The organism is Sulfurimonas sp. HSL-3221, assembly GCF_021044585.1.
GTDB classification, from domain to species: domain Bacteria; phylum Campylobacterota; class Campylobacteria; order Campylobacterales; family Sulfurimonadaceae; genus Thiomicrolovo; species Thiomicrolovo sulfuroxydans.
In genome coordinates this window covers 1,662,235-1,685,203 of sequence record NZ_CP087998.1, presented here as the reverse complement: position 1 = coordinate 1,685,203, position 22,969 = coordinate 1,662,235, and the positions used below count along the sequence as shown (strand labels likewise).

The following is a 22,969-nucleotide window of genomic DNA, read 5'->3' as shown; positions in this document are numbered from 1 at the left end:
TACATATCCCGACCGTACCTTTCCGTTAAGATTGCTCCGTGAAAAATAATATGGGAGCCAGACAATGGAAAGACCGACACCGACCGACGTTGAACATGAAGTAACCGATGTGGATATGATCGTATCCAAAGCGGATGCTGAAGGGAACATCACCTACACCAACCCGATTTTTATGAAAGTTTCCGGCTATTCGCAGGGAGACCTGCTGGATCAGCCGCATGCGATCCTGCGCCACCCGGACATGCCCAAGGCGATCTTCAAGTACCTCTGGGAGAACATCAAAGCGGGTAAAGACGTCTATGCCTTTGTCAAAAACCTCTGTAAAGACGGGGGCTACTACCTGGTTCTGGCCCAGGTCCGTATGGCAAAGAACCCCGACGGCTCTTTCAGAAACTACGTCTCGACGCGCCGCCGGATGACGCAGAAGGCCCGGGAGGTCATCCTCCCGCTCTACGCGAAGCTCCTCGAGATCGAAAAGAGCGAAGGGGTTGAGGCTTCGGAGAAAGCGTTGATGGATTTTCTCGCGGAAAACGGCCAGAGTGCTGACACATTCAACGACTTCATGCAGTCGCTGAACAAATAAGAAGAAGGATAGACAATGATCGATTTTGACAAATCCATGCAAAGACTCCGCGCGGTGAACGGCTACCTCGGTTCGGCTGTTTTGAACTACTCCGGTGAGACCCTCTATATCGACAACGACCATACGGGAACGGACATCCCCTATTCGGCCAGTATCTTCAATGACGCCTTCCGGATGGTGACCGAGTCCTCCCTGGACGTCGGTTTCAGCGAAGCCTCCTCCATCGAGGCGAAGACCCACGACGGTCACGTCTTTCTCATCAACAGCGCCGGGGAGTTCAGTCAGGACAACTTTGCGAAGATCAACGTCTTTGCCATTTTCCGCGATGACGGGAATGTCGCCCTGGCGAAGATGATCATGGACAAAGCCGCCAAGACCATGTCTCAGGAGCTGGGGCGCATTTAATAGCGTCCCCCGCATCAAAAGGGCGATACCATCAAAACGTTATATTTGATTCATCATGCGAAATCGGACTGGGAAGAACCGGGAGCGAGCGATTTTGAACGCGGATTGACCGACAGGGGATACCGGGATATCAACACGATCGGATCGTACCTGCTGCTGCGGGGGATCGTCCCGGACATTATCCTATCAAGCAGTGCGTTGCGCGCCCAGGAGAGTGCGGACAAGCTGGCCGCAAAGGTGGGTTTCGACGGACCACTGCTCTACCTGAGCGAACTCTACCTGACGCCCCCGGAGACGATCCTGGAAACGGTCATGCTGCAAGAAGACGACGCCGAGACGATCTTTGTCATCGGTCACAATCCGCAGTTGACCGGTTTTGCGAATATGCTGACCGATGAGCATGTCTCGAAGATCCCGACGATGGGAATGGTGGCGATGACATTCGACATCGGCAGCTGGCAGGAGCTGGAGGAGAAAAAAGGCGCCATCGACTTTTTTATTTTTCCGAAGCAGTTCAAATACTACCTGCCGAAGCAGATCCGGGCCGTGCTGGACCGAAACGGGCCCGGCGTTCAGTAGACGGCGATGTCGTGCTCGAAGGCAAAACGGAGCAGCTCCGTCGTACTGGAGAGGTTCAGCTTCTCCAGGATGCGGGTCCGGTAGGTGGAGACGGTTTTGGGGCTGACGCCCAGTTCCGCGGCGATCTCCTTGTAGGAGAGGCCCCGGGCGATCAGGGAGAGCACCTCGAGTTCGCGTTTGGAAAGCGCGGCGGTCATCGCCGTCTCCTGCTTGTCCAGATCGGTGCCGTAGGGCATGGTCTCTTCCAGGGTGGGACTGATGTACTTCTTGCCTTTGGCCACGGTCGCGATGGCCCGTATCAGTTCGGCGCCGATGACGGCCTTGTTGAGGTAGCCCGAAGCGCCGGCCCGGAAGGCCTGAAGCGCGTAGGGGTCTTCGGGGTAGGCGCTGAGCACAAGGATCGGCAGATTCGGATAGCGCACGCTGACGCTTTCGATCGATTCCATGCCGTTTTTGTCGCCGAGGTTCAGATCGAGGATCAGGAGAGCGTACTCCCCGCTTGCGAGCAAAGCCATCAATTCATCGAAAGAGGAGGCGTTGGCGCTGACAGACATCTCCTCTTGCTGCTCGATCAGCATGATCAGTCCGCTGCGAACGATCTCATGGTCATCGGCGATAATGATATTCAGCATGGCACTCTCTTCCGTCTCATTTTTTTTTGTGGCCAATTATAATAAAAATGAGATGGAAAGCGGCTGTTGCACACGCTTTAACGCGATTTAATTCATCCTGGGGTAGCCTGTCCCCAATCAAACGGAAGGAGAGGAACATTTGGAGCAGCTGATTACGGAGACTTTGGGATACGCACGGGACCATTTCACGGCCTTCGGCCTGGAAACAGCGCAGGTGGATGCGCTGCTTGTCGCAGGGGAGCGTGACCTGCGCAAGGAGCTACTGCAGCTCAAAGCGTTGGCGGAAGCCGTCCCCACGGATAATGACAAAGTGGCCCAGTCGCTCCATGCGCTCAAGGGGCTTTTGATGAATATGGGCAATAACAGCGCGGGGCAGGTGTTTGCAGAGCTGGAAACAGCCTTTAAAGCGACCAGGGAGGTCGCAGGGATCCTGGCACTGCTGGCAGCGGGATGAGGTCGTGATCCTCTATCTTCACGGTTTCGCCAGCTGCGGCGACTCGACGAAAACCAGACTGCTGAAAGCGTATTTTGGCGAGGCGGAGGTACTCTCCCCGGACCTGCCGGTCGAGCCGGATGAGGTGCTGGCGTTTCTGCGTCGCTTGATCGGGCAGCATGACGTTTCACTGTTGATCGGATCATCGCTGGGGGGATTCTACGCGACGGCGCTGAGTAGCGAGTATGGGCTCGATGCCGTACTGATCAATCCCTCTGTCCATCCCTACCGGACGCTCTCCCCCTATGTGGGCACCAATACGTTCTGGTGCAGCGGCGAGCCCTTTGAGTGGAAAAGCGAGTACCTGCTGCAGCTGGCACGCATCGCCGAAACAATGCGGCTGCCCGATGCGCGGCTGCTGGTACTGCTGCAGACGGGGGACGAGCTTCTGGATTACACCGTGGCCGAAGCCGTCTACGGCGATTACGAGGTCATTGTGGAAGCGGGCGGCAACCACCGCTTTGAAAATCTGGGGGAGTATCTGGAACGGATCGAAGCGTTTTACGGCGATGCCTAGCGGACACCGCTGGGGAGGGTGGCAATCCTCTTTTGCAGCCAGCGGGCATTGTCCGCGTCGGTCCCGGCGCATTCGCTGAAGCGGGGCAGATCGCTGATCAGCGGCCAGAGTGCGCGTGCGGCGACACCCTCGGCATTGGTCGCCTCCAAAAAGGCGTCGCGGTCTTCGGGCGCTTCGAAGAGCAGGGCATTAAGCCAGCAGTTCGGCTCGCTCTGTTTTTTCATCCGGAAAAGCTGCAGCTCCTCATCCTCTTCATATTCCGAGAAAAACTCCCGGTAGCGGCGTGTCAGATCGCGCTGCTTGGTGACGATGGTGCGGATATGTTCCATCTGGGCGCAGCCGACCGCGGCGTTGAGGTTGGACATGCGGCTGCTGAAGCGGCCCTGGTCCGCACCCTGGGCATCTGAGAGATAGGGGATCGTCCCGACGCTCCTGGCCTGTGCAGCCATGGCCTCATCGTCGCAGACAAGCACGCCGCCGTCCCCGCAGGTGGCAATCTTGTGCCCTTCGAAGCCGTAGATGCCGCAGCGGCCGAAACGCCCGGCCATGGTCCCTTTGTAGGCAGAGCCGAAGGCCTCGGAGGCATCTTCGATCAGCATAATGCCGTACTCGTCGCAGACGGTCCGGATGTCGTCGATACGGCAGGGGAATCCAAGGGTGTGGACCGGGACGCAGGCGGTGATGCGCCGTCGCGTATGGCGGTTGAAGCATCCCCCCTCGCGGAGTTCGGTGTTGTAGGCGAGGAACTCCCGCAGGCGGTCGGGGTCCATGCCCATCGTCTTGCGCTCGACGTCGATGAAAATGGGCTCGGCGCCGAAGCTGTCGACGGTATTGGCCGTCATGGCGTGCGCAAGCGGCTGAGTCAGGACTTCGCAGTCGGGACCGGTGCCCGCCAGGACGAGGGCGACGCGCATCGCCGATTCGGTACTGTTGAAGGCGACAGCATAACGGGATCCGCAGTATTCATTGACCATCCCCTCAAAACGTTCGACGTATTCGCCCTCCGAGGAGACCTCCATACTTTCGATACAGCTGCCGAGGTAGTTCTTCTCGTTGCCGACGAAACGCGGCGCATGAAGGGGGACCGCCCCTGTGCTTCGGAAGAGGTTCCGGATATAGCGTACGGTGTTGCTGTGCATAGCCTTCCTTTCGATTAATAGTGGTCTGCGCTTACCGCAGCAGGGCCGAAGCGAGCCGATACCCTCCGCCGGCCATCAGGACGGTTCCCAGGGCATTCAGCCCGATGTTGGCGGCGGCCAGCGCTATATGGCCGCCGGTCAGCAGCATGACGCTCTCGATCGCGAAGGTCGAATAGGTTGTCAGCGCGCCCAGGATACCCGTCGAGAGGAACGATTTGACGTGCAGGGAAAAATAGGTCGTGTACATGAAGTAGGCGACGAGGACCCCCATGATGAAACTGCCGATCAGATTGACGCCGAGGGTGCCGAAGGGGAGGTCGTGGGGCACGCGGTGGGAGATGAGACCGTTGAGGTAGGCGCGCAGCACGGCACCGATAAAGCCGCCGCTTCCGATGGCGAGCAGGGTAGTAAAGCTCATACGTTTTCCTTTTGTACATAGCGGTCATAGGTTTCTTGCATCTGATGCTGCACGGTTTCGAGCCACTTTTTGTCGCTTTTGTCCGCGGTGAAACTCTCCAGGTAGATCGCGGTGATCATTCCCGGCGCGGCCGTCATGCGCTTGGTGCTGAAGAAACGGGCGGTATGGATCAGTACGACGGGCTGTACCGTCAGGCCGAGCTTGTCGGCGATCAGTTTCGCCCCGGGTTTGAAGCGGCGCATCCGGCCGCTTTCCGAACGTGTACCCTCCGGGAAGATACAGACGATTCTCCCCTCGTCGATGCGCTCCTTGGCCGCCTTGAGGAGGGCAACGAGGGCGCTTTTGCTCTCGCGCTCGAGGGGGATCTCCCGGGAGAGACGGACGGCGAGGGAGAAAAAGGGCACTTCAAAAAGCTCTTTTTTGGCCACCCAGGCGAGTTCGCGTTGCGTCGTACTCTCGATCACGCCGATGTCGAGTTCGCTTTGATGGTTGATGATATACATCTGCGCCTCGGGATCGGGCTCGCTGACTTTGCGGACATGCACGAAGATCAGAAGCCGGATGAACCAGGCGGCGATTTTGGAGGCGTAGGGACGGGGGACGAAGGGGTAGAGGAGGATCTTTAGCAGCAGACCCGTAAAGATGACGAGGGTGCTGTAAACCCAGTTAATCCGCGCAAGTATCTTCATTCTTGACCCAACCGATCTGATCGTTCTGGAGGCGAATCTTCGTATAGCCTTTGCTATGCCCTTCGGCATCGAGCTGGTGGCGCTGCGGCGTGATCTCGAAGACCGTCGCGTTGCGCATCGGCAGCAGGTAGATGGGCGCCCCCTCTTTGATACAGACCTGCTGCAGCGGGATATTGAGCCAGGCGGCATAGCCTCCCGCAGCGACGGCAACGGCGAGCAGCGTCCAGGAGCGTTTCCAGAGCGCAAGCACGAAGAAGAGCCCGAAAACAACGAGGAAAACGATAGTTTTCTGGGTGACATGCCCATGCTCGATCGGATTGATATCGCTGGTCGTCGAGACGAGATCGTCATCGACCTCGATTGGGATACTGATGCGTTCGTACCGTTTGTTTTGCAGGTTGAAGTACTGAAAACGGAGCACTTCGACGGTTTTGGGCAGGACGGCATAGTAGCTCATCGAAGCGAAGTGCGGGTTGATCTGCAGCGATTCAAAGTTCTGTTTTTCAGCCTCGGAGAGGTGGAAGTCTTTCAGGTCGCTGCGGTTGGCATCGGCCGAGATCACGATGATGTTGTGCCCCTTGTCGTAGACGGTGGTCTTGACATGGGTGATCGCGAAACGGTCCGCCAGGATGCCGCAGAAGTTTTTCGGAGGGTTGAGCACCGTCGCTTCGATGGCCCCGCCCTGGATAGGAGCGGAGCTCTCCTCTTCGCCGTACCCCAGCGTCAGTACCGGAGTGATGTCGGGCAGTAGGGCGCGTTTCCCTGTGACCTTGAAATAGAAACGGTCCAGGTAGGTGTGCTCCTGCCGTTGCCGTTCAGGGGAGTCGCTGAGCAGGGAGAGTCCGCTGCCGCCGCTGAAGCGGTAGGAGAGATCGTCGAAAAGGTCGGTCGTGATGACGGTCCGGATGACGATGGAGACGATCTCGCCTTTGAAGAGCCGCTCGGGCTTTTCGACAAGCGTGGCGTAGAGATGGCGGGTGTCGGGTGTCTCATTCTCCTCCTGCACGGCAAAGTCGGCGCTTTCGACCTCGGCCGCATCATTCGGCTCTTCGGCCTGCATAGTAAAGGGCATAACGGTTTCGGGGAGGTCGGTGACGATTGTGACGGCCTGCAGGAGGCCAATAGTACCGAGCCAGAGGAGCAGCAGGAGTGAACGCATCAGGAAGCGAAGAACCCTTCAAGCATCGCCTTGCCGTCCGCGGAGCCGAGAATGGCTTCCATGGCGCGTTCGGGGTGCGGCATCAGTCCGAACACGTTCTTGGCGGCGTTGCAGACGCCGGCGATGGCATCGACGGACCCGTTGGGGTTGCTGACGTTGCCCTCGGCATCGCAGTAGTGCAGCAGTACCTGGTCGTTGTCGTAAAGCGCCTTGAGACCGTCCGGATCGATATAGTAGTTCCCGTCGTGGTGGGCGATGGGGATGTTCACGACATCGTCTCTGCACAGCTTGTTCAGGAATGCGTTCTCGTTCCCGGCGATCTTGAGGTGGTGATGGCGGGAGATGAAGTGGAGGTGCTCATTGCGTTTGAGCGCTCCCGGCAGCAGCCGCGATTCTGTCAGGACCTGGAAGCCGTTACAGATGCCGAGGACCTTTCCGCCGCGATTGGCGTGGGCCTCGACCGCCTGCATGACGGGGCTGAAGCGGGCGATGGCGCCGCTGCGCAGGTAGTCACCGTAGCTGAACCCGCCCGCGACGACGACAAGATCGGTATCGTCGGCGATTTTGGTCTCTTTATGCCAGACGAGCTCCGTCGTCGCTCCCAGCTTTTCGAAAGCGTACTGCGTATCGTACTCGCAGTTCGTTCCGGGAAACTGAATAATGGAGACTTTCATGAGACGATCTCGATGGCGTAATCTTCGATAACGGTATTGGCCAGCAGGGATTCGCACATTTCGGTGACCTCCGCTTTGGCGCTCGCTTCATCGGCGGCGGAGAGATCAAGGACGATCTGCTTGCCGACGCGGACGTCGTTGACGCCGTCGAATTTGAGTGAGTCCAGTGCGTGGTGGACGGCTTTTCCCTGTGAATCCAGGACACCCTGCTTCAAAAATACGTTGACGATTGCTTTCATTACTTTGCTCCCAAAATACGGTTGAGGACCTCTTCGTAGGCCACTTTGAGTCCGCCGAGTCCCTGGCGGAAACGGTCTTTGTCCATCTTTTCGCCCGTTTCCATATCCCAGAAGCGGCAGTTGTCCGGGCTGATCTCGTCGGCGAGGATAATGTTGCCCTCTTTGTCCTTGCCGAATTCGAGTTTGAAGTCGACGAGGTTGAGCCCTTTTTCGGCAAAGTAGGGTTTGAGGATGTCGTTGACCTGGCGGGCCATGCGGCGGATCTTGTCAAGCTCGTCCTGATAGTCGACGAGGCCGAGGATCAGGGCGTGCTGGTCGTTCAGTTTCGGGTCGCCGAGTTCATCGTTTTTATAATCGAATTCGACGAGGGTGAAAGGGAGGACTTTCCCGTCCTCGATCCCGAGGTTTTTGCTCAGGCTTCCGGTCGCGATATTCCGGACGATTACTTCGATCAGGATGACGTCGACGCGCTTGTGCAGCATATGGTTGTCGTCGAGCATGCCCACGAAGTGCGTCGGGACGCCCTCCGATTCGATCAGTTTGAAGAGTGCCGTCGAGATCTTGTTGTTGAGCGCGCCTTTGCCCGCTTCACTCGATTTCTTGGCGCCGTTGAAAGCGGTCAGGTCATCTTTGAATTCGGAGATCAGCAGGTTCGGATCGTCCGTTGTAAAGAGTTTTTTTGCCTTGCCCTCATACAGCAGTTCGCGTTTTTCCATTAATGTGTTCCTTTCACGATGGTAAGTGCTTTGAGAATGTCAACAGCCTCTTTGAGCTGAATGTCGTTGCCGATCTGTTTATCGGTGATGATGTTGCTGTCCACCTTTTCACCCTCATCGGTTTTTGTGGTATTGCCGTCGATCTTCTGCAGCTCGCTTTTGAGGTGCATCTTCAGGTCGGCCTCTTTGATCGCAAATTCGTCGTCGTCGGTCTTCGGTACGGCACCGCGATCGACCAGGACGTCCGGGGTCACGCCGATCGCCTGGATCGTCCGGCCGCTTGGCAGGTAGTAGCGCGCGACCGTCAGCTTGATGGCCTCGTTATCGCTGATCGGGAGAATGACCTGGACGGAGCCCTTCCCGAAGGTCTTCTTGCCGACAAGCACGGCACGTTTGTGGTCCTGCAGGGCGCCGCTGACGATCTCGGAGGCGGAGGCGCTCCCCTCGTTGACGAGGACGACGAGCGGCTTCTTCGTCAGGGTGGCGGATTTGTGGGCGCTGTATTCGGTGTTTTCGCGTTCGTCACGCCCCTTTTGCGAAACGATGACACCCTTGTCGACAAAGAGGTCGACGAGGCCGACGGCCTGGTCAAGCAGACCGCCGGGGTTGTTGCGCAGGTCGAGAATGAACCCTTTGGCGTCGCCGTTATGCTGGCGGATCGCCTTCGAGATGCCCTCGACGACCTTTTGGTCGAAACTCGTGACACGCAGGTAGACGGTGTCGTCGCCGATGGTCTTGGCATAGACGGACTGGATCTTGATGATGTCGCGGATAATGTGGACCGGGAAGGGTTTGGTCTCGCCTTTGCGGACGATGGTGATGTCGATCGGCGTTTTCGGCTTGCCGCGCATGAGATGGACCGCTTCGTCGATGTCCATATCGATTGTCGGGGTGTCATCGATCTTGAGAATGATGTCGCCGGCCTGCAGACCGGCTTTGTCCGCCGGGGTGCCTTCGATCGGCGCGATGACGGTCAGGGCGCCGTCTTTGATGCCGACGGTGATACCCAGGCCGCCGAACTCGCCCTTGGTCTGTACCTGGAGGTCTTTAAAGCCCTTCTGGTTCAGGTAGGAGGAGTGGGCGTCGAGTTTGCCCATCATTCCCTCGATGGATTTGTTCATCAGGGTCTCGATACTCTCCTCGTCGACGTAATATTTTTCGACGATACTGAGGACCTTCGTGAATTTCGCCAACGCCTGGAGCCGGGAAGCTTCAACCGTCGGTGTACCCTCGGTGGGTGCGTCGGCGAGGAGGGCGGTGGAATAGGTCAGGGCTACGGCCGCCGTTGCCGTGAGAAAGCCCATCGCCATCATCTTTTTCTTTTTCATTTTCTGCTGCTTTCCAGTCTCGCAATTTTTGAGCGTCTATTATAGTCAAACAATAGTAAAATAAAAGCATGTAGACCGTGGCGTGCCGTGCAAAAAAATGCGGTATGATGGATGGGGTCGATAAAACTTTAGTCATTCTGTATCAAGTATAGTTGACAGTAATGGACTAAAGATGCTATAATCATTCCACTCAACAGCAGCTAATAAAGGACACATAAAATGAATACGATTTTTGAAAAACTGACCCATCAGATGACACAGACCATCGAATCGGCCCTTTCGCTTGGACTGCATAACCAGAACAACGAAGTGGAACCCGTTCATGCCCTCTGGGCGCTGCTCACGAACAGCGACAGCGTTCTGAATCAGGCCCTTCGGAAAATGGGCGTCGATAAAAGTGCGATCGAGCTCGACGTCAAAAGTGCGGCGGACAAGCTGCCCAAAAGCAGCGGGGTGAGCAAGGAGAACATGCGGATCTCGCGCAACCTCGTGCAGGCCCTTGAGCGGGGCGTCGGGGAGATGACGCGCAACGGCGACAGCTACATGGCCGTCGACAGTTTCATCCTCGGCAATCTGGAGAGCGAGCCCTTCGGAACGATCCTGGGGCGCTATGTCGACAAGATGGAGCTGCGCAAGACTTTTGAGGCGATGCGCGGCGGACAGAAGATCGAGAGCCAGACGGCGGACGAGAACCTCGAGAGCCTCTCCAAGTACGGCATCGACCTGACGGCGCAGGCGGCGGCGGGCGAACTTGCCCCCGTCATCGGCCGCGACGAAGAGGTGCAGCGCATGATGCAGATTCTGATCCGCAAAACGAAGAACAATCCGATCCTGCTCGGGGAACCGGGCGTCGGTAAAACGGCCCTGGTCGAAGGCTTGGCGCAGCGCATCTATAATAAAGAAGTGCCGCTTTCCCTGCAGAATAAAAAGGTCGTGGCGCTGGATATGAGCGCCCTCATCGCCGGGGCGAAATACCGCGGCGAGTTCGAGGACCGTCTCAAGGCGGTCATCGACGAGGTGAAGCAGAGCGGCAACGTCATCCTCTTTATCGACGAGATCCATACCATCGTCGGCGCGGGGGCGTCGGAGGGGAGTATGGACGCGGCGAACATTCTCAAGCCGGCGCTGGCCCGCGGCGAACTGCACACCATCGGGGCGACGACGCTCAAGGAGTACCGCAAGTATTTCGAAAAAGACGCGGCCCTGCAGCGCCGTTTCCAGCCGGTGACGGTGGACGAGCCTTCCATCAACCAGGCGCTGCAGATCCTGCGCGGGATCAAAGAGCGCCTTGAAGGCCACCACAATGTCACCATTACCGATGCGGCGCTGGTGGCGGCGGCGAAGCTCTCCGACCGCTACATCTCCGACCGCTTCCTTCCGGACAAGGCGATCGACCTGATCGACGAGGCGGCAGCCGAGCTGAAGATGCAGATCGAGTCCGAGCCACATGCACTCTCCGGCGCGAAGCGCAAGATCCAGGAGCTTCAGGTCGAGAAAGAGGCACTGAAAATGGACGAGAACCCGGCCAATGAGAAGCGTCTGGGCGAGATCGAAAAAGAGCTGGCGGACGCCGAAGAGGAGAAACGGACCCTCGAGGCGCAGTACCAGGGGGAAAAAGAGGTTTTCGAGCGCATCGCCGCCATCAAAGGCGAGATCGAGGCCAAGCGCCGCGAAGCGGAACTGGCGAAGCAGCAGGGCGAGTTCAACAAGGCCGCCGAGATCGAGTACGGCAAGATCCCGCAGCTGGGCGAAGAAGAAGTTGCGCTCCAGGAGAAGTGGAAAGCGATGCAGGGGGAGGGGACGCTGCTCAAAAACAGCGTTGACGAAGCCTCCATCGCCGGGATCGTTAGCCGCTGGACGGGGATTCCTGTGACGAAGATGCTGCAGAGCGAACGCGAAAAGATCCTCCATATCGAGGATGAACTCAACCGCGACGTCGTCGGGCAGGACAAGGCGACCCACGCCGTTGCCCGCGCCATCAAGCGCAACAAAGCGGGGCTCTCCGACGCGGACCGCCCGATCGGATCGTTCATGTTCCTGGGGCCGACCGGGGTCGGTAAGACCCAGACGGCCAAGACCCTGGCCAAGTTCCTCTTCGATAGCGAAGAGGCATTGATCCGTCTCGATATGAGCGAATACATGGAGAAACACGCGGTCTCCCGCCTGGTCGGTGCGCCTCCGGGGTACGTCGGCTACGAAGAGGGCGGGCAGCTGACCGAGGCGGTGCGCCGCAAACCCTACAGCGTCGTACTGTTCGACGAGGTGGAAAAAGCGCATCCGGACGTTTTTAACATGCTCCTGCAGGTGCTCGACGACGGACGACTGACGGACAACAAGGGGGTGACGGTCGATTTCACCAATACGATCATCATCCTCACCTCCAACATCGCCAGCGACAAGATCATGACGATGCAGGGGGACCCGAACCTCGAAGAGGTGGTACTGGGCGAACTGCGCGGCAAATTCAAGCCGGAGTTCCTCAACCGCCTCGACGACGTCGTCATCTTCAACCCGCTGGGCGAGGATCAGATCATCGCCATCGTCGACCTCTTCTTCGAGGCCATCGCCAAGAAGGTGGAAGAGCGGAACATTTCGCTCACCCTGAGTGAAGAGGCGAAACGGCTCATCGCACGGGCCGGTTTCGACCCGGTCTACGGGGCACGGCCGCTGAAGCGTGCGCTCTACGAGATCGTCGAAGACCGCCTGGCCGACCTGATTCTCGGCGGCGAGGTCGAAGAGGGGAACGGGGTCGTCTTCGATGCCGAGGGCGAAGAGATCACCGTGGCCGTCGATTAATCCGGACGCGCTACAATCCCGGTATGAAAATGCTCAAACGCCTTTTACTCCTCCCGGTAGTGATGCCGGGGCTTTTCGCGACGCTCTTTGCCTGTACGGGGGACTGCCTTACCTGCCACCCGAAATTGTTGCCGACGATCCAGAACGATCCGCGCCATAAGCCGATGCTCGGGTGCATCGATTGCCACAGCGCCGACCCCAATGCCATGGCCGAATGCGGCAGCGAGTGTTTCGCCTGCCACCCCGTCGAGAAGATCGAGAACGTGGGGGTAGAGGAGCACAAAGTGATCCGGGGCTGCCGGGACTGTCACGTGCAGATCAAGGAGGCCCTCAGCGATATCGCGACGCCGAAAGACCAGTCGGTCATGCCGCCGCTGAAAGATCTGCTCATCCCGCCGGCCGATACGAACGGCGGTTTTTGAGCCATCCGGCAGGGAAAAATGGCAGACTTTCTCTTATCCTTAAATAACTATTAAGTATGAATTAGGCATAATTGCGCACTAAATTTTCAGAGAGGAATGGTCATGAAAAGAACATACCAACCGCATAACACGCCTCGTAAACGTACCCACGGTTTCCGTGCACGTATGGCGACAAAAAACGGCCGCAAGATCATCAACGCACGTCGTGCCAAGGGCCGCAAGAAACTGGCCGCCTGAGTTCGTCCGCAGTGCTGAAACACAACCGCGAGTTTCAGCTGGTCTACCGTAAGGGAAAAAGCGCGCATTCGCCTGCGCTTGTCCTCTTCTACCTCCCCAATACCCCTTTTGTATCCGTCGGATTCACTGCCAGTAAAAAAGTCGGCAACGCCGTCAAACGCAACCGCGCCAAACGCCGCATGCGTGCGCTCTTTTACGGTCTTGAACCGCAGCTTTCCGCCGGCAGTTACATCCTTGTCGCCAAGGCGGCGACGGTCGAGACCCCCTACGCCGTGATGGAAAAAGCGCTCCGGAAAATGGCGGAGCGGGTCGGGGCGCTCCAGGCATGATCCGACGGCTGGTACTCGGGATCATCTGGATCTATCAGCGCAGCTTCACGCTGATCGGCCGGGGGAGCTGCCGCTACTATCCCAGCTGCTCGGAGTATACGCGCCAGCAGTTCGAACAGAATCCGCTTTTACATGCTTTTTATTATTCGACGAAACGCATCATGACATGCAACCAGCTGTTCCCCGGGGGAATAGATTATGTCGAGGTGGCGAAATTACGGCCGAATCCGCAAGATTTAACCATTAATAGGATAAAGTACTGGCTCGTTCCAAAAGCGGGAAACCGCTTTTATCTCATCAAGAATTTTTCGTTTAAAGGCTAACGTGTGTTTGAAAAAATGAGTCCCAACCAGCGGCTGATCCTGGCCGTGGTCCTTTCATTTGTCTTCTTTATTATCTATACTGCGATCTTCCCGCCGGAGATGCCGGAGAGCGCAGAACAGAACGTCACGCTCAAAGAGCAGGTAGGTGCCGAGGCGACGACCCCTGTGGTCACGGACAGCGGTGTCGGTCATACGGTGGCGGCCAGCGAAAAAGTGGCCAACCCCGACGCCACGAAGCTGGTGACGGTGGAGTCCTCCGAATTTACGCTCAAGATCGATACCCTTGGCCGGATCGTGTCCAAGGTACTCAAAGACAAGAAGTACTACGTCGATGACAAGCCGACGGAACTCATTGCCCAGGAGGGCGCGCAGCCGCTCTTTATCCGTTTTGCCGACGAGGCGGTCAACGCCGAGGCGCTGAAAGTGCCCTACCGCGCAGACGTCAGCAGTGTTGCCCTGGATGCGACGGGTACGAAAAGCGTGACGCTCACACAGACGCTTTCCCAGGTGACCGTGACGAAAACGTTGACCTTCTACGCCGATGGCCACTATGACATCAAGGTCTCCCTCTCCAAACCGATGCGCTACTTCCTCTATGTCGGACAGCATGCGGAGCACAAGGGCCAGATGATGATGGCCGTGCACGGCGTCATGGGCTACACGGCCGACGGCGTCTCCAATATCTTTGAAGACGGCGACGTCGAGGGACGCACTGCACTGCGCGACGTGAAGCTGCTCTCGGCCTTTGACCAGTATTTCGCCTCCATCTTCTACGGGCTCGATCCCGAGGTCATCGTCAACGTCGACCGTGACCGCAATGACAACCCGATCGCGTATCTCGAAGCCACAGACACCCTGAGCTTCAACGGCTTTATCGGTCCGAAGGACTACCGCCTCCTTGAATCGATCAACCCGGTGCTCGTCAATGCGATCGAATACGGCTGGTTTACCTGGGCGGCGAAACCGCTGTTCGGTTTCCTGCTGTTCCTGCACGGCTTCTTCGGCAACTGGGGCTGGGCGATCGTCGCGCTCGTCGTCGTGATCCGCCTGGTGCTCTACCCGCTGACCTACAAGGGGATGATCTCCATGCAGAAGATGAAGGACCTCGCACCGAAGATGAAAGAGCTGCGCGAGAAGTACAAGGGCGATCCGCAGCGCATGAACGCGGCGGTGATGGAGCTCTATAAGAAGAACGGCGCCAACCCGATGGGCGGCTGTCTGCCGCTGCTGCTGCAGATCCCCGTCTTCTTCGCGATCTACCGCGTTCTGCTCAACGCCGTCGAGCTGCAGGGGGCGCCGTGGATGTTCTGGATCGGGGACCTTTCGCGCATGGACCCGACCTACATCCTGCCGATCCTGATGGGGGCATCCATGTTCTTCCAGCAGAAGATGACGCCGAATAACTTTACCGACCCGATGCAGGAGAAAATCTTCAAATACCTGCCGGTCGTCTTTACCTTCTTCTTCGTCACCTTCCCGTCGGGCCTGGTCCTCTACTGGCTGACGAACAACCTGCTCTCTATCGGACAGCAGTACATGGTGAACAAGCAGTATGCGAAGATCAAAGCGGCACGCCATGAAGCGCACCTGACGCAAAAAGAGCAGAACGGGGGCGAGGCCTGACTATGAAGAAGATCGAAGCGCCGACGCTTGAAGCGGCGTACAGCGAAGCTTCCAAACAGTTCAGCTGCTCGGTGACGGAACTCGATATCGTCGTGGTACAGCACCCCAGCAAAGGGTTCCTCGGTCTGCTGCGGAAGCATGCCGTCATTGTGGCCCGCCCGAAGGCCGCGGACGAAGCCGAGGATGAGGCGGAGCTGCTGACGGAGGATGAACTCCCGGCACCGACCGAGCCGATCGCCTATCCCGAAGATGACGAGAGCGAATACGAAGAGGTCTACGCGGACGAGGATCACTATACGGAAGGCGACGACGATCTCGACGATATCGCCGAAGAGGTGGAGACGAAACTCAACGTCCTTTTCAAGACGATCTGTTTCAAACTCGAACCCATCCGCGTTTCCGTCTACGACGACAATACGCTGCTCGTGGAGTTCAACGGGGAAGACGCGGCGCTGCTGATCGGCAAAGAGGGATACCGCTACAAGGCGCTCTCCTATATGCTCTTTAACTGGATCAATGCCGAGTACCAGCTGCAGCTCCGGCTGGAAATCGCCGAATTCCTCCACAACCAGGAGGAGTCGGTGGCACGCTACCTGACGGGGGTTTTTGAGAGCGTCGACCGCGACGGCCATGCCCAGACCCGCGTCCTCGACGGGGTGCTCGTACAGATCGCCCTGAAGCAGCTGCGCGAGCGCTACCATGACAAGTACGTTGCCATCCGGACGACCCGTGACGGCGGAAAATACATTATTATCAACGATTACCACAACTACTGATTATGAACGATACGATTGCCGCCATTGCGACCGCGCACGGGATCGGCTCCATCGCCATCATCCGCATCAGCGGCACGCAGGCGACGACGATCGCCTCAAAGCTGACGGGGCAGCGTCCTCTCGAAGACCGGCGCGCCCACCTCTACCCCCTCTATAACGCCCAGAACGAACTTATCGACGAAGCGATCGTCCTTTTTTTCCGCGGTCCGCGCAGTTTTACCAGCGAGGATGTCGTCGAACTGCAGTGCCACGGCGGGCAGATCGTAGCAGAGGAGGTCCTGAAAGCGGCCCTGGCCGGCGGCGCGCGCCTGGCGACGCCGGGCGAGTTCAGCCGCCGTGCTTTCCATAACGGCCGCATCGACCTGACCGAAGCGGAGGCGATCGCCCGGCTCATCGAGGCCCGCAGTGAAGACGCCGCCAAGATCCTGGCCAAGCAGATGAAAGGCTCCTTGCGGACCTTCGTCGAAGGCAACCGGGACGCGCTGCTGGAGATCCTGGCCTATTCGGAGGTCTCCATCGACTATGCCGAGGAGGATTTGCCCCAGGACCTGATCGACCAGATCATCAAAAAGCTCGAGACGATCGCCGCCGCCCTGCGCCGTACCCTGGCGTCCAGCGAACGCAGAAGGGGGCTGATGCAGGGGTTCAAAGTCGCCATTATCGGCAAGCCGAACGTGGGTAAAAGTTCCCTGCTCAACAGCCTCCTCGATTACAACCGCGCCATCGTCAGCGATATCGCCGGGACGACCCGCGACACGATCGAGGAGCAGGTGCGCATCGGCAGCCACCTGATCCGTATGGTCGATACGGCGGGGATCCGCGAGGCGGGAGACGAGATCGAGCGGATCGGGATTGAACGCTCCATCGAGGCGGTGAGCGAGAGCGACATCGTCATCGCGCTCTTTGACGGCAGCCGTGCGCTCGACGGCGAGGACAAGGCGATCCTCTCGCTGATGGAGGAGCATCAAGATGAACGTGAGTTCATCGCCGTACTGAACAAGACCGATCTGCCCCAGCGTTTCGACGAGACGCCGCTGAAGGGGTACACCCCGCTGCGTATGAGCTGCAAGCAGGACACCTCGGTCCTGATCGGGGCGCTGCAGTCACGGATGGACCGGCAGAATGTCTCCGAAGAGACGATGCTCATCTCCCAGCGCCAGACCGATGCCGTCAAAGGGGCGCTTGCGGCGATCGATAACGCTTTTATGCCCCTGGAGGACCAGGAGCTGGAACTCTTCTCCTTCCACGTCGGCGAAGCGATCCAATCCCTGGCTTCCATTACCCGCCCCTTTGACAACGAAGAGATGCTTGACAAGATGTTCGGCAGCTTCTGCCTCGGGAAGTAGGAGATGGCGACACAGTTTCCTCTCCTGGGCATCGACCTGGGGCTTAAGCGGATCGGACTGGCCTACAGCGCGGACGGCACTGTCGTCACCCCGCTGGCGGCGGTCGAACGTAAAAACCGCAACCAGGCGTCGCAGGCCGTGCGCGACGTCATTGCGGAGTGGGGGATAAAACAGGTCGTCGTCGGGATCCCGATGGGCGGCTCCAGCGAGGAGGAGATGCGGCGCCGCGTCGCGCATTTCATGAACCTCGTCGATTTCGGCTGTCCCGTCGCCTACCAGGACGAAAGCGACAGCTCCCTCGAGGCCGAAGCGCTGATGAAGGGCGCGGTCCGCTACAAACGCGACGGCCGCGTCGATTCGCTCTCGGCGATGGTTATTCTACAGCGTTATCTGGGACAGTAACCCCGAAGAAGGCCAGTGCCTCCTCCTCGTCGTCGCTGAGCACGGCGCCGTGGTAGCTCTCATCCTCTTTTAGCAGCGTTTCGATCTTTGTGGCGCAGTAGTCAAAGCACTGTTTCCGGGCGCAGGCCATATCGTCGATAAATCCCATCCCGCTGAAGTGGTAGTTCTCCCCTTCATTTTCGATGCAGAAGAGGGTGCCCTCGCACTGCGCCTCGATCAGTTCGACGAGTTCGCGGTAGTTGATGCCGAACTCGGTCGCCTGCCACCCGATCTCCTCAAGCTCCTTGTCGGTGAATTCGGCGACGCCGTCACCGGTCGTATCGTCATAATCGGCGTGGCGGACGTTATAGCCGATGATCTCCTGCCAGTTGCGCGCAGCCTTGATGAGGATGCGGTCCTCGACTTCGACGACCTGCATGTTTCCGCCGAGCAGTTCGGCAAGGCCCTTGGGCTGGGTCGGCATCAGGGCCGAGGGCGCCGGGCGTGTAACGCTGCCCTGGAAAAGGTAGCAGCTGCGCGCATCGTAGGGGGGATAGTGGATCGCCCCGTTCATGGCGATGCCGAAGGGCTTCCCGCCGTTGACCGCGGCCATCATGGCCGGTTTGTCGACGGAGATGATCTCTTTGACTAGGTTGAATTTTTTCATACGTTCTCTTCCGCAATTTTTCGGAAATTTTAGCATGCCCGAAGCGCGGGGCGATTAAGAAATCGCCGTTTTCAAAGGCCTAAGCGGCAGCTAAACTACTCTTTCACGACTTTTTGGTACAATGCGCAAAATTTTTGTGGTGCGGGGACCGCCTTGCAGGCGGGATGATCGTCCACAATCCAAGGGATTAACTGATGGCATTGAATGTGTACTATGACAAAGACTGCGATATCAGCATCATCAAGGGCAAAAAAGTCGCGATGATCGGTTTCGGCTCCCAGGGCCACGCACACGCGGAAAACCTCCGCGACAGCGGTGTAGAAGTAATTGTCGGTCTGCGCAAAGGCGGCTCCAGCTGGGCGAAAGCGGAAGCGAAAGGTTTCGAAGTCATGACGGTTGCCGACGCATCCGCAGCGGCTGATGTCATTATGATCCTTCTGCCGGACGAAAACCAGGCGGAGATCTACGCGAACGAGATCGCACCGAACCTCAAGCCGGGCGCGACGATCGCTTTCGGCCACGGTTTCTCCATCCACTACGGACGCATCAAGCCGGCAGCCGACATCAACGTTATGATGGTTGCACCGAAAGCGCCGGGCCACACGGTCCGCAGCGAGTTCGTCAAAGGCGGCGGTATCCCTGACCTGATCGCCGTCGGTCAAAACCCGTCCAACATGACCAAAGAGCTTGCGCTCTCTTACGCTTCCGCTATCGGCGGCGGCCGTACGGGTATCATCGAAACGACGTTCAAAGACGAGACGGAAACAGACCTCTTCGGTGAGCAGGCTGTTCTCTGCGGCGGTGTTTCTGCACTGATCCAGGCCGGTTTCGAAACCCTGACGGAAGCGGGCTACCCGGAAGAGATGGCGTACTTCGAGTGTCTGCACGAGATGAAACTGATCGTCGACCTGATCTTCGAAGGCGGTATCGCCGATATGCGTTACTCCATCTCCAACACGGCGGAGTACGGTGACATGGTCTCAGGCCCGCGCGTCATCAATGCCGAGTCCAAAGCGGCCATGAAACAGGTTCTCAAAGAGATCCAGAACGGCCAGTTCGCCAAAGACTTCGTCCTCGAAGGCCAGGCGGGCTATCCGCGCATGAACGCAGAGCGTAACAACCTCAAAGCGCACCCGCTCGAAAAGACCGGTGCACGCCTGCGCGAAATGATGCCGTGGATCAAAGCGAACAAAATCGTCGACCAGGACAAAAACTAAAACAGCGGCGCATCTTCTGCGCTGCTGACCCCTTTCACCGTACCTCCGTACATTTCCCCATATGCCTCTTGCCGCGCTATCGTTTTTTCGCTTTTTGAGTGATCTTCTATATAATGGCAGCAATCAAAATAAAACGATCATCACATATCGATTAGGTATCCGTCAATAAAGGAGAATTAGGTGCAGGAAAAGCGAATCTACCTGGTCGGCGCCGCTGTCAGAGACACACTGATGGGCAGGGCTGCCGGCGACAAAGCGTATGTCGCCGTAGGGTACGCGCCGGCGGATTTCGCGCACCTGGAGCAGGTCGAAGGGACGTATCCGTACTTTGTGAGAGAAGACGGCAGCACGCTGACGCCGGCAGGCCCTGGAGAGAGCATCGAGGCCGTGCTGCTGCAGCAGGGGCTGACGATCGATGCGATCGCCTACGAGGAGCAGGAGGAGCGCTATGTCGACCCCTGCAACGGGCGGGAGGATATCGAGAAACGGATACTGCGCCACACCTCTGAAACCTTTGCGCAAGCACCGCTGAATGTGCTGCGGTTGGCGCGTCTGCGTGCAACGTTCGGCACGGGATGGAACATTCATGCCTCGACAAGGGTGCTGATTTACGGCATGCGCGAAGCGCTGACGCAGCTGCCGCCGGAGCAGGTCTGGGACGAGGTGCAGCAGGTGCTTGCGCTCCCGGATACCCACCTCTTTTTTGAAACCCTCTTCGAGCTGGGGGTACTGGATGCCGTGTTCCCGTCTCTTTTTGCCTTGACGACCTTCAAAGAGGGGACGAAGTACCACCGCGAGGCTTCACTCTTCGCACACGTCATGATGGTGCTTCGGGAGCTGAAACACGAAACCCCGCTGCTGAAGCTGACGGCGCTCTACCACGACATCGCCAAACCCTACTGTTTCCGGACATACGGCAACGGCACGCATCACGGGGACCCGGACAAGATCGCGCCGCGGATCGATATGGCGATCCCGGAGGCGATAAAAGCGCAGATCCTCTTTCTGAGCGAAATGCATACCAAGCTGCCCAAGCTCCCGCAGATGAGCATTTACCACATTACGGATTTCTTTGAGCGTTTTGACAAGGATGAAATGCTGCTTGAAGCGCTTATACGCTTCAAACGGGCGGATGACCAGGGGCGGTTCACGGATGTTCCCAGGCCTGCCATTTGGGACAGGGCTATCTTGAAGACCTTTGATGCCATTACCGCGTACGATCCTGCAAAGTGGATTGCGTCCCAGGCGGAAAAACCCGACGACAAAGCCATCGCCCTGCACATGCACCTGCACAATGTGGAGGTGGTCAAGCGGACCTTCTTCGCTTGATCTTACGGGGAATACAGCAGCCGCGCTACTGTATTCCCGGTCGGCACTAACCCCCTGACGTTATATTCACAAAAATTATAAAAAATACAGCACTCTTTTTTTAATATCCGCTTGTTGAAAAATGATGGATAATAGAGATTCACTGCATCCAAAGGAGTCTCCTATGCATCTGAATCTACCAAGCCTGCCATTTGAACCGCACGCGCTGGAACCCTACATCTCGGCGGAAACACTGGCGTATCACCACGGAAAGCACCATGCAGCCTATGTGAAGAAATACAACGACCTCATTACGGGCTCAGCGTTTGAAGGAAAACCGCTGCTAGACGTCCTGAGAACGGCGGAAGGGGCGCTGTTCAACAATGGCGCGCAGGCATTCAACCACGACTTTTACTGGAAATGCCTTACACCGGACGATACGGCGCCATCGGAGGCGCTGGCCGCGGCGCTGGCGGAAGCATTCGGTTCCGTCGAGGGCTTCAAAGAGGCGTTTACCGCGGCGGCAACGTCACTGTTCGGTTCGGGGTGGACATGGCTCATCATCGATCCGGAGGGCGCACTAATGATCGAAAACGGTTCCAACGCCTACACCCCGGTACAGACCGAAGGGAAACATCCGCTGTTGACCTGTGACGTCTGGGAACACGCCTATTACATTGACTGCCGGAACGCGCGCCCGAAATACGTCGAAAATTTCTGGCATCTGATCAACTGGGATTTCGTCTCGGAAAACTACAAGCAGAAATGCCGTGTCAGCCATCACTGCTGAACGGCAGCTGTCATGCCCTCAGGCAGACCGATCGGGAAAATGGCCGATCATCGCTTCGTAGCTCGTGTAGGTCTGCAACGCGTCGATGACTTCGGGCAGGGGCTCGGCGAAACGCCCAGCGACGTCATACTCGTTCGCGCCGAGGGCAAAAGCCAGCCGTTCGATCGGCGGGGCGAACTGCGCATTGACCCCCTCTTTGTTGCCGCGGGGATCGCAGCGGTACCAGCCGTACGCCTCCAGCCAGACCGCGTTCAGGCCGTGGAGGCAGTAGATGCCTGGCGTGTACTCCGAGCAGCTCAGCCGCTGGTAGCAGAGCGCCGCGGGGATGCCGTTGGCACGAAGCAGGGCGGCGAGGAGGTGGCTTTTGGCGTAGCACCAGCCGGTTTTCTGTTCCAGCACCTCGCTAGCTTTGATCGTCGAGGCTCCGCAGCCCGCGTCACCCGTATGGGCGATCGCGTCGCGGACGTACTGGAAACAGACTCGGGCAACGTCTTCTTTGGCGCTCAGTCCCTCTGCCAGCGCGTTCGCCTTTGCCATGACGGCGGGGTGGTGATAGTCGATATAGGTCGACGATGCCAGAAATGGTTCCATCTCGGACTCCTCCGTTGGTGTTCTTGGTGGCATCTTATTGCGTTTGGGTCAACGGCGCAAAAACGGCGGAGGACAGTGCCTGCAGGTCATCCGGCGAGAGCTCCAGCTCCAGTCCCCGTCGCCCCGCACTCACAAAGATGGTCTGAAACGCCTGCGCACTGGCGTCTATGAAGGTGTCGAGCCGTTTTTTCTGCCCCAGGGGGCTGACGCCGCCGAGCACGTAGCCGCTGATGCGTTCCACATCCGGGCCGTCGGCCATCCGGGCTTTTTTGGCGTTGGCGGCTGCGGCGAGGTGTTTGAGGCTGAGCATGCTGCAGACGGGAATGACCGCGACGGCGAAGCGGTGCGCGTCGATTTGCGCAACAAGGGTTTTGAAAACGCGCGCAGCGTCTATGCCCAGCTTTTCCGACGCTTCCGTACCGTATGACGGTGCGGCCGGATCATGGGTGTACGCATGCAGCGTATAGGCGATACGGGCCTTTTTGGCGGCATTGACGGCGGGTGTCATGACCTTCTGCTCCTTGGATCGATATGCCGTATTATAGAGCGCAACGGCGTTCTATTCAACCGGCACGTAGATTTCGAAGGCCTA

29 protein-coding genes are annotated in these 22,969 nt (G+C 58.1%); 17 read left to right on the top strand and 12 right to left on the bottom strand.

What is annotated here, in order from left to right:
* Window positions 1–64: 64 nt before the first annotated feature.
* Genes LOH54_RS08720 through LOH54_RS08710 form a run of 3 tightly spaced genes read left to right on the top strand, consistent with a single transcriptional unit; the run spans window position 65 to window position 1,567 of the window.
* On the top strand, window positions 65–583 hold the full coding sequence (locus LOH54_RS08720) for a PAS domain-containing protein (RefSeq protein ID WP_231018519.1): 519 nt from the start codon (window positions 65–67) through the stop codon (window positions 581–583).
* 15 nt (window positions 584–598) lie between these two features.
* Window positions 599–988 carry a hypothetical protein gene (locus LOH54_RS08715; protein ID WP_231018518.1) on the top strand — a complete coding sequence of 130 codons (390 nt, stop codon included), beginning with the start codon at window positions 599–601 and terminating at the stop codon, window positions 986–988.
* Between the two features lie 45 nt (window positions 989–1,033).
* Complete coding sequence (locus tag LOH54_RS08710; RefSeq protein WP_231018517.1) at window positions 1,034–1,567, top strand: SixA phosphatase family protein; 534 nt, start codon at window positions 1,034–1,036, stop codon at window positions 1,565–1,567.
* On the opposite strand, the gene LOH54_RS08705 is transcribed toward LOH54_RS08710, so the two are convergent.
* Window positions 1,561–2,199, bottom strand: a complete 639-nt coding sequence (locus LOH54_RS08705; RefSeq protein ID WP_231018516.1) for a response regulator — start codon at window positions 2,197–2,199, stop codon at window positions 1,561–1,563. The two genes, LOH54_RS08710 and LOH54_RS08705, sit on opposite strands and share 7 nt — an antisense overlap.
* A gap of 139 nt (window positions 2,200–2,338) precedes the next feature.
* Here LOH54_RS08705 and LOH54_RS08700 point away from each other — a divergent pair, with 139 nt between their 5' ends.
* Together LOH54_RS08700 and LOH54_RS08695 are read left to right on the top strand one after the other, a co-directional pair.
* A complete protein-coding gene (locus LOH54_RS08700; RefSeq protein ID WP_231018515.1) occupies window positions 2,339–2,653 on the top strand; it encodes an Hpt domain-containing protein in 315 nt (104 codons plus the stop codon).
* A gap of 4 nt (window positions 2,654–2,657) precedes the next feature.
* Window positions 2,658–3,209: a YqiA/YcfP family alpha/beta fold hydrolase gene (locus LOH54_RS08695; protein ID WP_231018514.1), complete on the top strand. Its 552-nt coding sequence runs from the start codon at window positions 2,658–2,660 to the stop codon at window positions 3,207–3,209.
* On the opposite strand, the gene LOH54_RS08690 is transcribed toward LOH54_RS08695, so the two are convergent.
* Genes LOH54_RS08690 through LOH54_RS08655 form a run of 8 tightly spaced genes read right to left on the bottom strand, consistent with a single transcriptional unit; the run spans window position 3,206 to window position 9,571 of the window.
* Window positions 3,206–4,348: a DegT/DnrJ/EryC1/StrS family aminotransferase gene (locus tag LOH54_RS08690; RefSeq protein ID WP_231018513.1), complete on the bottom strand. Its 1,143-nt coding sequence runs from the start codon at window positions 4,346–4,348 to the stop codon at window positions 3,206–3,208. The genes LOH54_RS08695 and LOH54_RS08690 overlap by 4 nt on opposite strands.
* A 31-nt stretch (window positions 4,349–4,379) precedes the next feature.
* Complete coding sequence (crcB, locus tag LOH54_RS08685; protein ID WP_231018512.1) at window positions 4,380–4,766, bottom strand: fluoride efflux transporter CrcB; 387 nt, start codon at window positions 4,764–4,766, stop codon at window positions 4,380–4,382.
* Window positions 4,763–5,455, bottom strand: coding sequence for a lysophospholipid acyltransferase family protein (locus LOH54_RS08680; protein ID WP_231018511.1), 693 nt, complete (start codon window positions 5,453–5,455; stop codon window positions 4,763–4,765). Before LOH54_RS08680 ends, crcB begins: the two co-directional genes overlap by 4 nt.
* Window positions 5,433–6,614 (bottom strand): hypothetical protein, encoded by a 1,182-nt coding sequence (locus LOH54_RS08675; protein WP_231018510.1) that lies wholly within the window; start codon window positions 6,612–6,614, stop codon window positions 5,433–5,435. The genes LOH54_RS08680 and LOH54_RS08675 overlap by 23 nt, the downstream gene beginning before the upstream one ends.
* Window positions 6,614–7,288, bottom strand: coding sequence for a phosphoribosylformylglycinamidine synthase subunit PurQ (purQ, locus tag LOH54_RS08670; RefSeq protein WP_231018509.1), 675 nt, complete (start codon window positions 7,286–7,288; stop codon window positions 6,614–6,616). The genes LOH54_RS08675 and purQ overlap by 1 nt, the downstream gene beginning before the upstream one ends.
* Complete coding sequence (gene purS / locus LOH54_RS08665) at window positions 7,285–7,527, bottom strand: phosphoribosylformylglycinamidine synthase subunit PurS (RefSeq protein ID WP_231018508.1); 243 nt, start codon at window positions 7,525–7,527, stop codon at window positions 7,285–7,287. Before purS ends, purQ begins: the two co-directional genes overlap by 4 nt.
* A complete protein-coding gene (gene purC / locus LOH54_RS08660) occupies window positions 7,527–8,243 on the bottom strand; it encodes a phosphoribosylaminoimidazolesuccinocarboxamide synthase (protein ID WP_231018507.1) in 717 nt (238 codons plus the stop codon). The genes purS and purC overlap by 1 nt, the downstream gene beginning before the upstream one ends.
* Window positions 8,243–9,571: a S41 family peptidase gene (locus LOH54_RS08655; RefSeq protein WP_231018506.1), complete on the bottom strand. Its 1,329-nt coding sequence runs from the start codon at window positions 9,569–9,571 to the stop codon at window positions 8,243–8,245. The genes purC and LOH54_RS08655 overlap by 1 nt, the downstream gene beginning before the upstream one ends.
* A 219-nt stretch (window positions 9,572–9,790) precedes the next feature.
* On the opposite strand from LOH54_RS08655, the gene LOH54_RS08650 reads away from it, so the two are divergent.
* The 9 genes from LOH54_RS08650 (at window position 9,791) to ruvX (ending at window position 17,825) form a co-directional block, all read left to right on the top strand.
* Window positions 9,791–12,367, top strand: a complete 2,577-nt coding sequence (locus tag LOH54_RS08650) for an ATP-dependent Clp protease ATP-binding subunit (protein ID WP_231018505.1) — start codon at window positions 9,791–9,793, stop codon at window positions 12,365–12,367.
* A 23-nt stretch (window positions 12,368–12,390) separates the two neighbouring features.
* A complete protein-coding gene (locus tag LOH54_RS08645) occupies window positions 12,391–12,789 on the top strand; it encodes a hypothetical protein (RefSeq protein ID WP_231018504.1) in 399 nt (132 codons plus the stop codon).
* Between the two features lie 102 nt (window positions 12,790–12,891).
* Window positions 12,892–13,026, top strand: coding sequence for a 50S ribosomal protein L34 (gene rpmH, locus LOH54_RS08640; protein WP_231018503.1), 135 nt, complete (start codon window positions 12,892–12,894; stop codon window positions 13,024–13,026).
* 11 nt (window positions 13,027–13,037) lie between these two features.
* Window positions 13,038–13,355, top strand: coding sequence for a ribonuclease P protein component (gene rnpA, locus LOH54_RS08635; RefSeq protein ID WP_231018502.1), 318 nt, complete (start codon window positions 13,038–13,040; stop codon window positions 13,353–13,355).
* Entirely contained in the window at window positions 13,352–13,678 is a 327-nt protein-coding gene (gene yidD / locus LOH54_RS08630; protein WP_231018501.1) for a membrane protein insertion efficiency factor YidD, read from the top strand. The genes rnpA and yidD overlap by 4 nt, the downstream gene beginning before the upstream one ends.
* Window positions 13,679–13,681: 3 nt before the next feature.
* Window positions 13,682–15,301, top strand: a complete 1,620-nt coding sequence (gene yidC / locus LOH54_RS08625; RefSeq protein ID WP_231018500.1) for a membrane protein insertase YidC — start codon at window positions 13,682–13,684, stop codon at window positions 15,299–15,301.
* A gap of 2 nt (window positions 15,302–15,303) precedes the next feature.
* Window positions 15,304–16,077 carry a Jag N-terminal domain-containing protein gene (locus LOH54_RS08620; RefSeq protein ID WP_231018499.1) on the top strand — a complete coding sequence of 258 codons (774 nt, stop codon included), beginning with the start codon at window positions 15,304–15,306 and terminating at the stop codon, window positions 16,075–16,077.
* Window positions 16,074–17,423, top strand: a complete 1,350-nt coding sequence (mnmE, locus tag LOH54_RS08615; protein ID WP_231021230.1) for a tRNA uridine-5-carboxymethylaminomethyl(34) synthesis GTPase MnmE — start codon at window positions 16,074–16,076, stop codon at window positions 17,421–17,423. The genes LOH54_RS08620 and mnmE overlap by 4 nt, the downstream gene beginning before the upstream one ends.
* A gap of 3 nt (window positions 17,424–17,426) precedes the next feature.
* Window positions 17,427–17,825: a Holliday junction resolvase RuvX gene (gene ruvX / locus LOH54_RS08610; protein ID WP_231018498.1), complete on the top strand. Its 399-nt coding sequence runs from the start codon at window positions 17,427–17,429 to the stop codon at window positions 17,823–17,825.
* On the opposite strand, the gene LOH54_RS08605 is transcribed toward ruvX, so the two are convergent.
* Complete coding sequence (locus LOH54_RS08605) at window positions 17,797–18,471, bottom strand: hypothetical protein (RefSeq protein WP_231018497.1); 675 nt, start codon at window positions 18,469–18,471, stop codon at window positions 17,797–17,799. The genes ruvX and LOH54_RS08605 overlap by 29 nt on opposite strands.
* A gap of 194 nt (window positions 18,472–18,665) precedes the next feature.
* On the opposite strand from LOH54_RS08605, the gene ilvC reads away from it, so the two are divergent.
* From ilvC to LOH54_RS08590, 3 genes are all read left to right on the top strand, one after another.
* On the top strand, window positions 18,666–19,688 hold the full coding sequence (ilvC, locus tag LOH54_RS08600; RefSeq protein ID WP_231018496.1) for a ketol-acid reductoisomerase: 1,023 nt from the start codon (window positions 18,666–18,668) through the stop codon (window positions 19,686–19,688).
* A gap of 180 nt (window positions 19,689–19,868) precedes the next feature.
* A complete protein-coding gene (locus LOH54_RS08595) occupies window positions 19,869–21,017 on the top strand; it encodes a tRNA nucleotidyltransferase/poly(A) polymerase-related protein (RefSeq protein ID WP_231018495.1) in 1,149 nt (382 codons plus the stop codon).
* Between the two features lie 163 nt (window positions 21,018–21,180).
* Window positions 21,181–21,786 (top strand): superoxide dismutase, encoded by a 606-nt coding sequence (locus LOH54_RS08590; protein WP_231018494.1) that lies wholly within the window; start codon window positions 21,181–21,183, stop codon window positions 21,784–21,786.
* Between the two features lie 18 nt (window positions 21,787–21,804).
* Here the strand turns inward: LOH54_RS08590 and LOH54_RS08585 are convergent, their stop codons facing one another.
* Entirely contained in the window at window positions 21,805–22,377 is a 573-nt protein-coding gene (locus tag LOH54_RS08585) for a transglutaminase-like domain-containing protein (RefSeq protein ID WP_231018493.1), read from the bottom strand.
* Between the two features lie 34 nt (window positions 22,378–22,411).
* Complete coding sequence (gene ybaK / locus LOH54_RS08580; protein WP_231018492.1) at window positions 22,412–22,885, bottom strand: Cys-tRNA(Pro) deacylase; 474 nt, start codon at window positions 22,883–22,885, stop codon at window positions 22,412–22,414.
* Window positions 22,886–22,969: the final 84 nt, after the last annotated feature.

What these genes read in the sequence shown, in the direction of transcription:
- LOH54_RS08620 (WP_231018499.1), top strand. Translation starts at nt 15,304, where the DNA reads ATGAAGAAGATCGAAGCGCCGACGCTTGAAGCGGCGTACAGCGAAGCT.
- LOH54_RS08585 (WP_231018493.1), bottom strand. Translation starts at nt 22,377, where the DNA reads ATGGAACCATTTCTGGCATCGTCGACCTATATCGACTATCACCACCCC.
- LOH54_RS08650 (WP_231018505.1), top strand. Translation starts at nt 9,791, where the DNA reads ATGAATACGATTTTTGAAAAACTGACCCATCAGATGACACAGACCATC.
- LOH54_RS08720 (WP_231018519.1), top strand. Translation starts at nt 65, where the DNA reads ATGGAAAGACCGACACCGACCGACGTTGAACATGAAGTAACCGATGTG.
- purQ (WP_231018509.1), bottom strand. Translation starts at nt 7,288, where the DNA reads ATGAAAGTCTCCATTATTCAGTTTCCCGGAACGAACTGCGAGTACGAT.
- ruvX (WP_231018498.1), top strand. Translation starts at nt 17,427, where the DNA reads ATGGCGACACAGTTTCCTCTCCTGGGCATCGACCTGGGGCTTAAGCGG.
- rpmH (WP_231018503.1), top strand. Translation starts at nt 12,892, where the DNA reads ATGAAAAGAACATACCAACCGCATAACACGCCTCGTAAACGTACCCAC.
- crcB (WP_231018512.1), bottom strand. Translation starts at nt 4,766, where the DNA reads ATGAGCTTTACTACCCTGCTCGCCATCGGAAGCGGCGGCTTTATCGGT.
- LOH54_RS08690 (WP_231018513.1), bottom strand. Translation starts at nt 4,348, where the DNA reads ATGCACAGCAACACCGTACGCTATATCCGGAACCTCTTCCGAAGCACA.
- LOH54_RS08715 (WP_231018518.1), top strand. Translation starts at nt 599, where the DNA reads ATGATCGATTTTGACAAATCCATGCAAAGACTCCGCGCGGTGAACGGC.
- LOH54_RS08645 (WP_231018504.1), top strand. Translation starts at nt 12,391, where the DNA reads ATGAAAATGCTCAAACGCCTTTTACTCCTCCCGGTAGTGATGCCGGGG.
- LOH54_RS08680 (WP_231018511.1), bottom strand. Translation starts at nt 5,455, where the DNA reads ATGAAGATACTTGCGCGGATTAACTGGGTTTACAGCACCCTCGTCATC.
- LOH54_RS08590 (WP_231018494.1), top strand. Translation starts at nt 21,181, where the DNA reads ATGCATCTGAATCTACCAAGCCTGCCATTTGAACCGCACGCGCTGGAA.
- yidD (WP_231018501.1), top strand. Translation starts at nt 13,352, where the DNA reads ATGATCCGACGGCTGGTACTCGGGATCATCTGGATCTATCAGCGCAGC.
- purC (WP_231018507.1), bottom strand. Translation starts at nt 8,243, where the DNA reads ATGGAAAAACGCGAACTGCTGTATGAGGGCAAGGCAAAAAAACTCTTT.
- ybaK (WP_231018492.1), bottom strand. Translation starts at nt 22,885, where the DNA reads ATGACACCCGCCGTCAATGCCGCCAAAAAGGCCCGTATCGCCTATACG.
- purS (WP_231018508.1), bottom strand. Translation starts at nt 7,527, where the DNA reads ATGAAAGCAATCGTCAACGTATTTTTGAAGCAGGGTGTCCTGGATTCA.
- LOH54_RS08705 (WP_231018516.1), bottom strand. Translation starts at nt 2,199, where the DNA reads ATGCTGAATATCATTATCGCCGATGACCATGAGATCGTTCGCAGCGGA.
- ilvC (WP_231018496.1), top strand. Translation starts at nt 18,666, where the DNA reads ATGGCATTGAATGTGTACTATGACAAAGACTGCGATATCAGCATCATC.
- LOH54_RS08675 (WP_231018510.1), bottom strand. Translation starts at nt 6,614, where the DNA reads ATGCGTTCACTCCTGCTGCTCCTCTGGCTCGGTACTATTGGCCTCCTG.
- LOH54_RS08655 (WP_231018506.1), bottom strand. Translation starts at nt 9,571, where the DNA reads ATGAAAAAGAAAAAGATGATGGCGATGGGCTTTCTCACGGCAACGGCG.
- LOH54_RS08605 (WP_231018497.1), bottom strand. Translation starts at nt 18,471, where the DNA reads ATGAAAAAATTCAACCTAGTCAAAGAGATCATCTCCGTCGACAAACCG.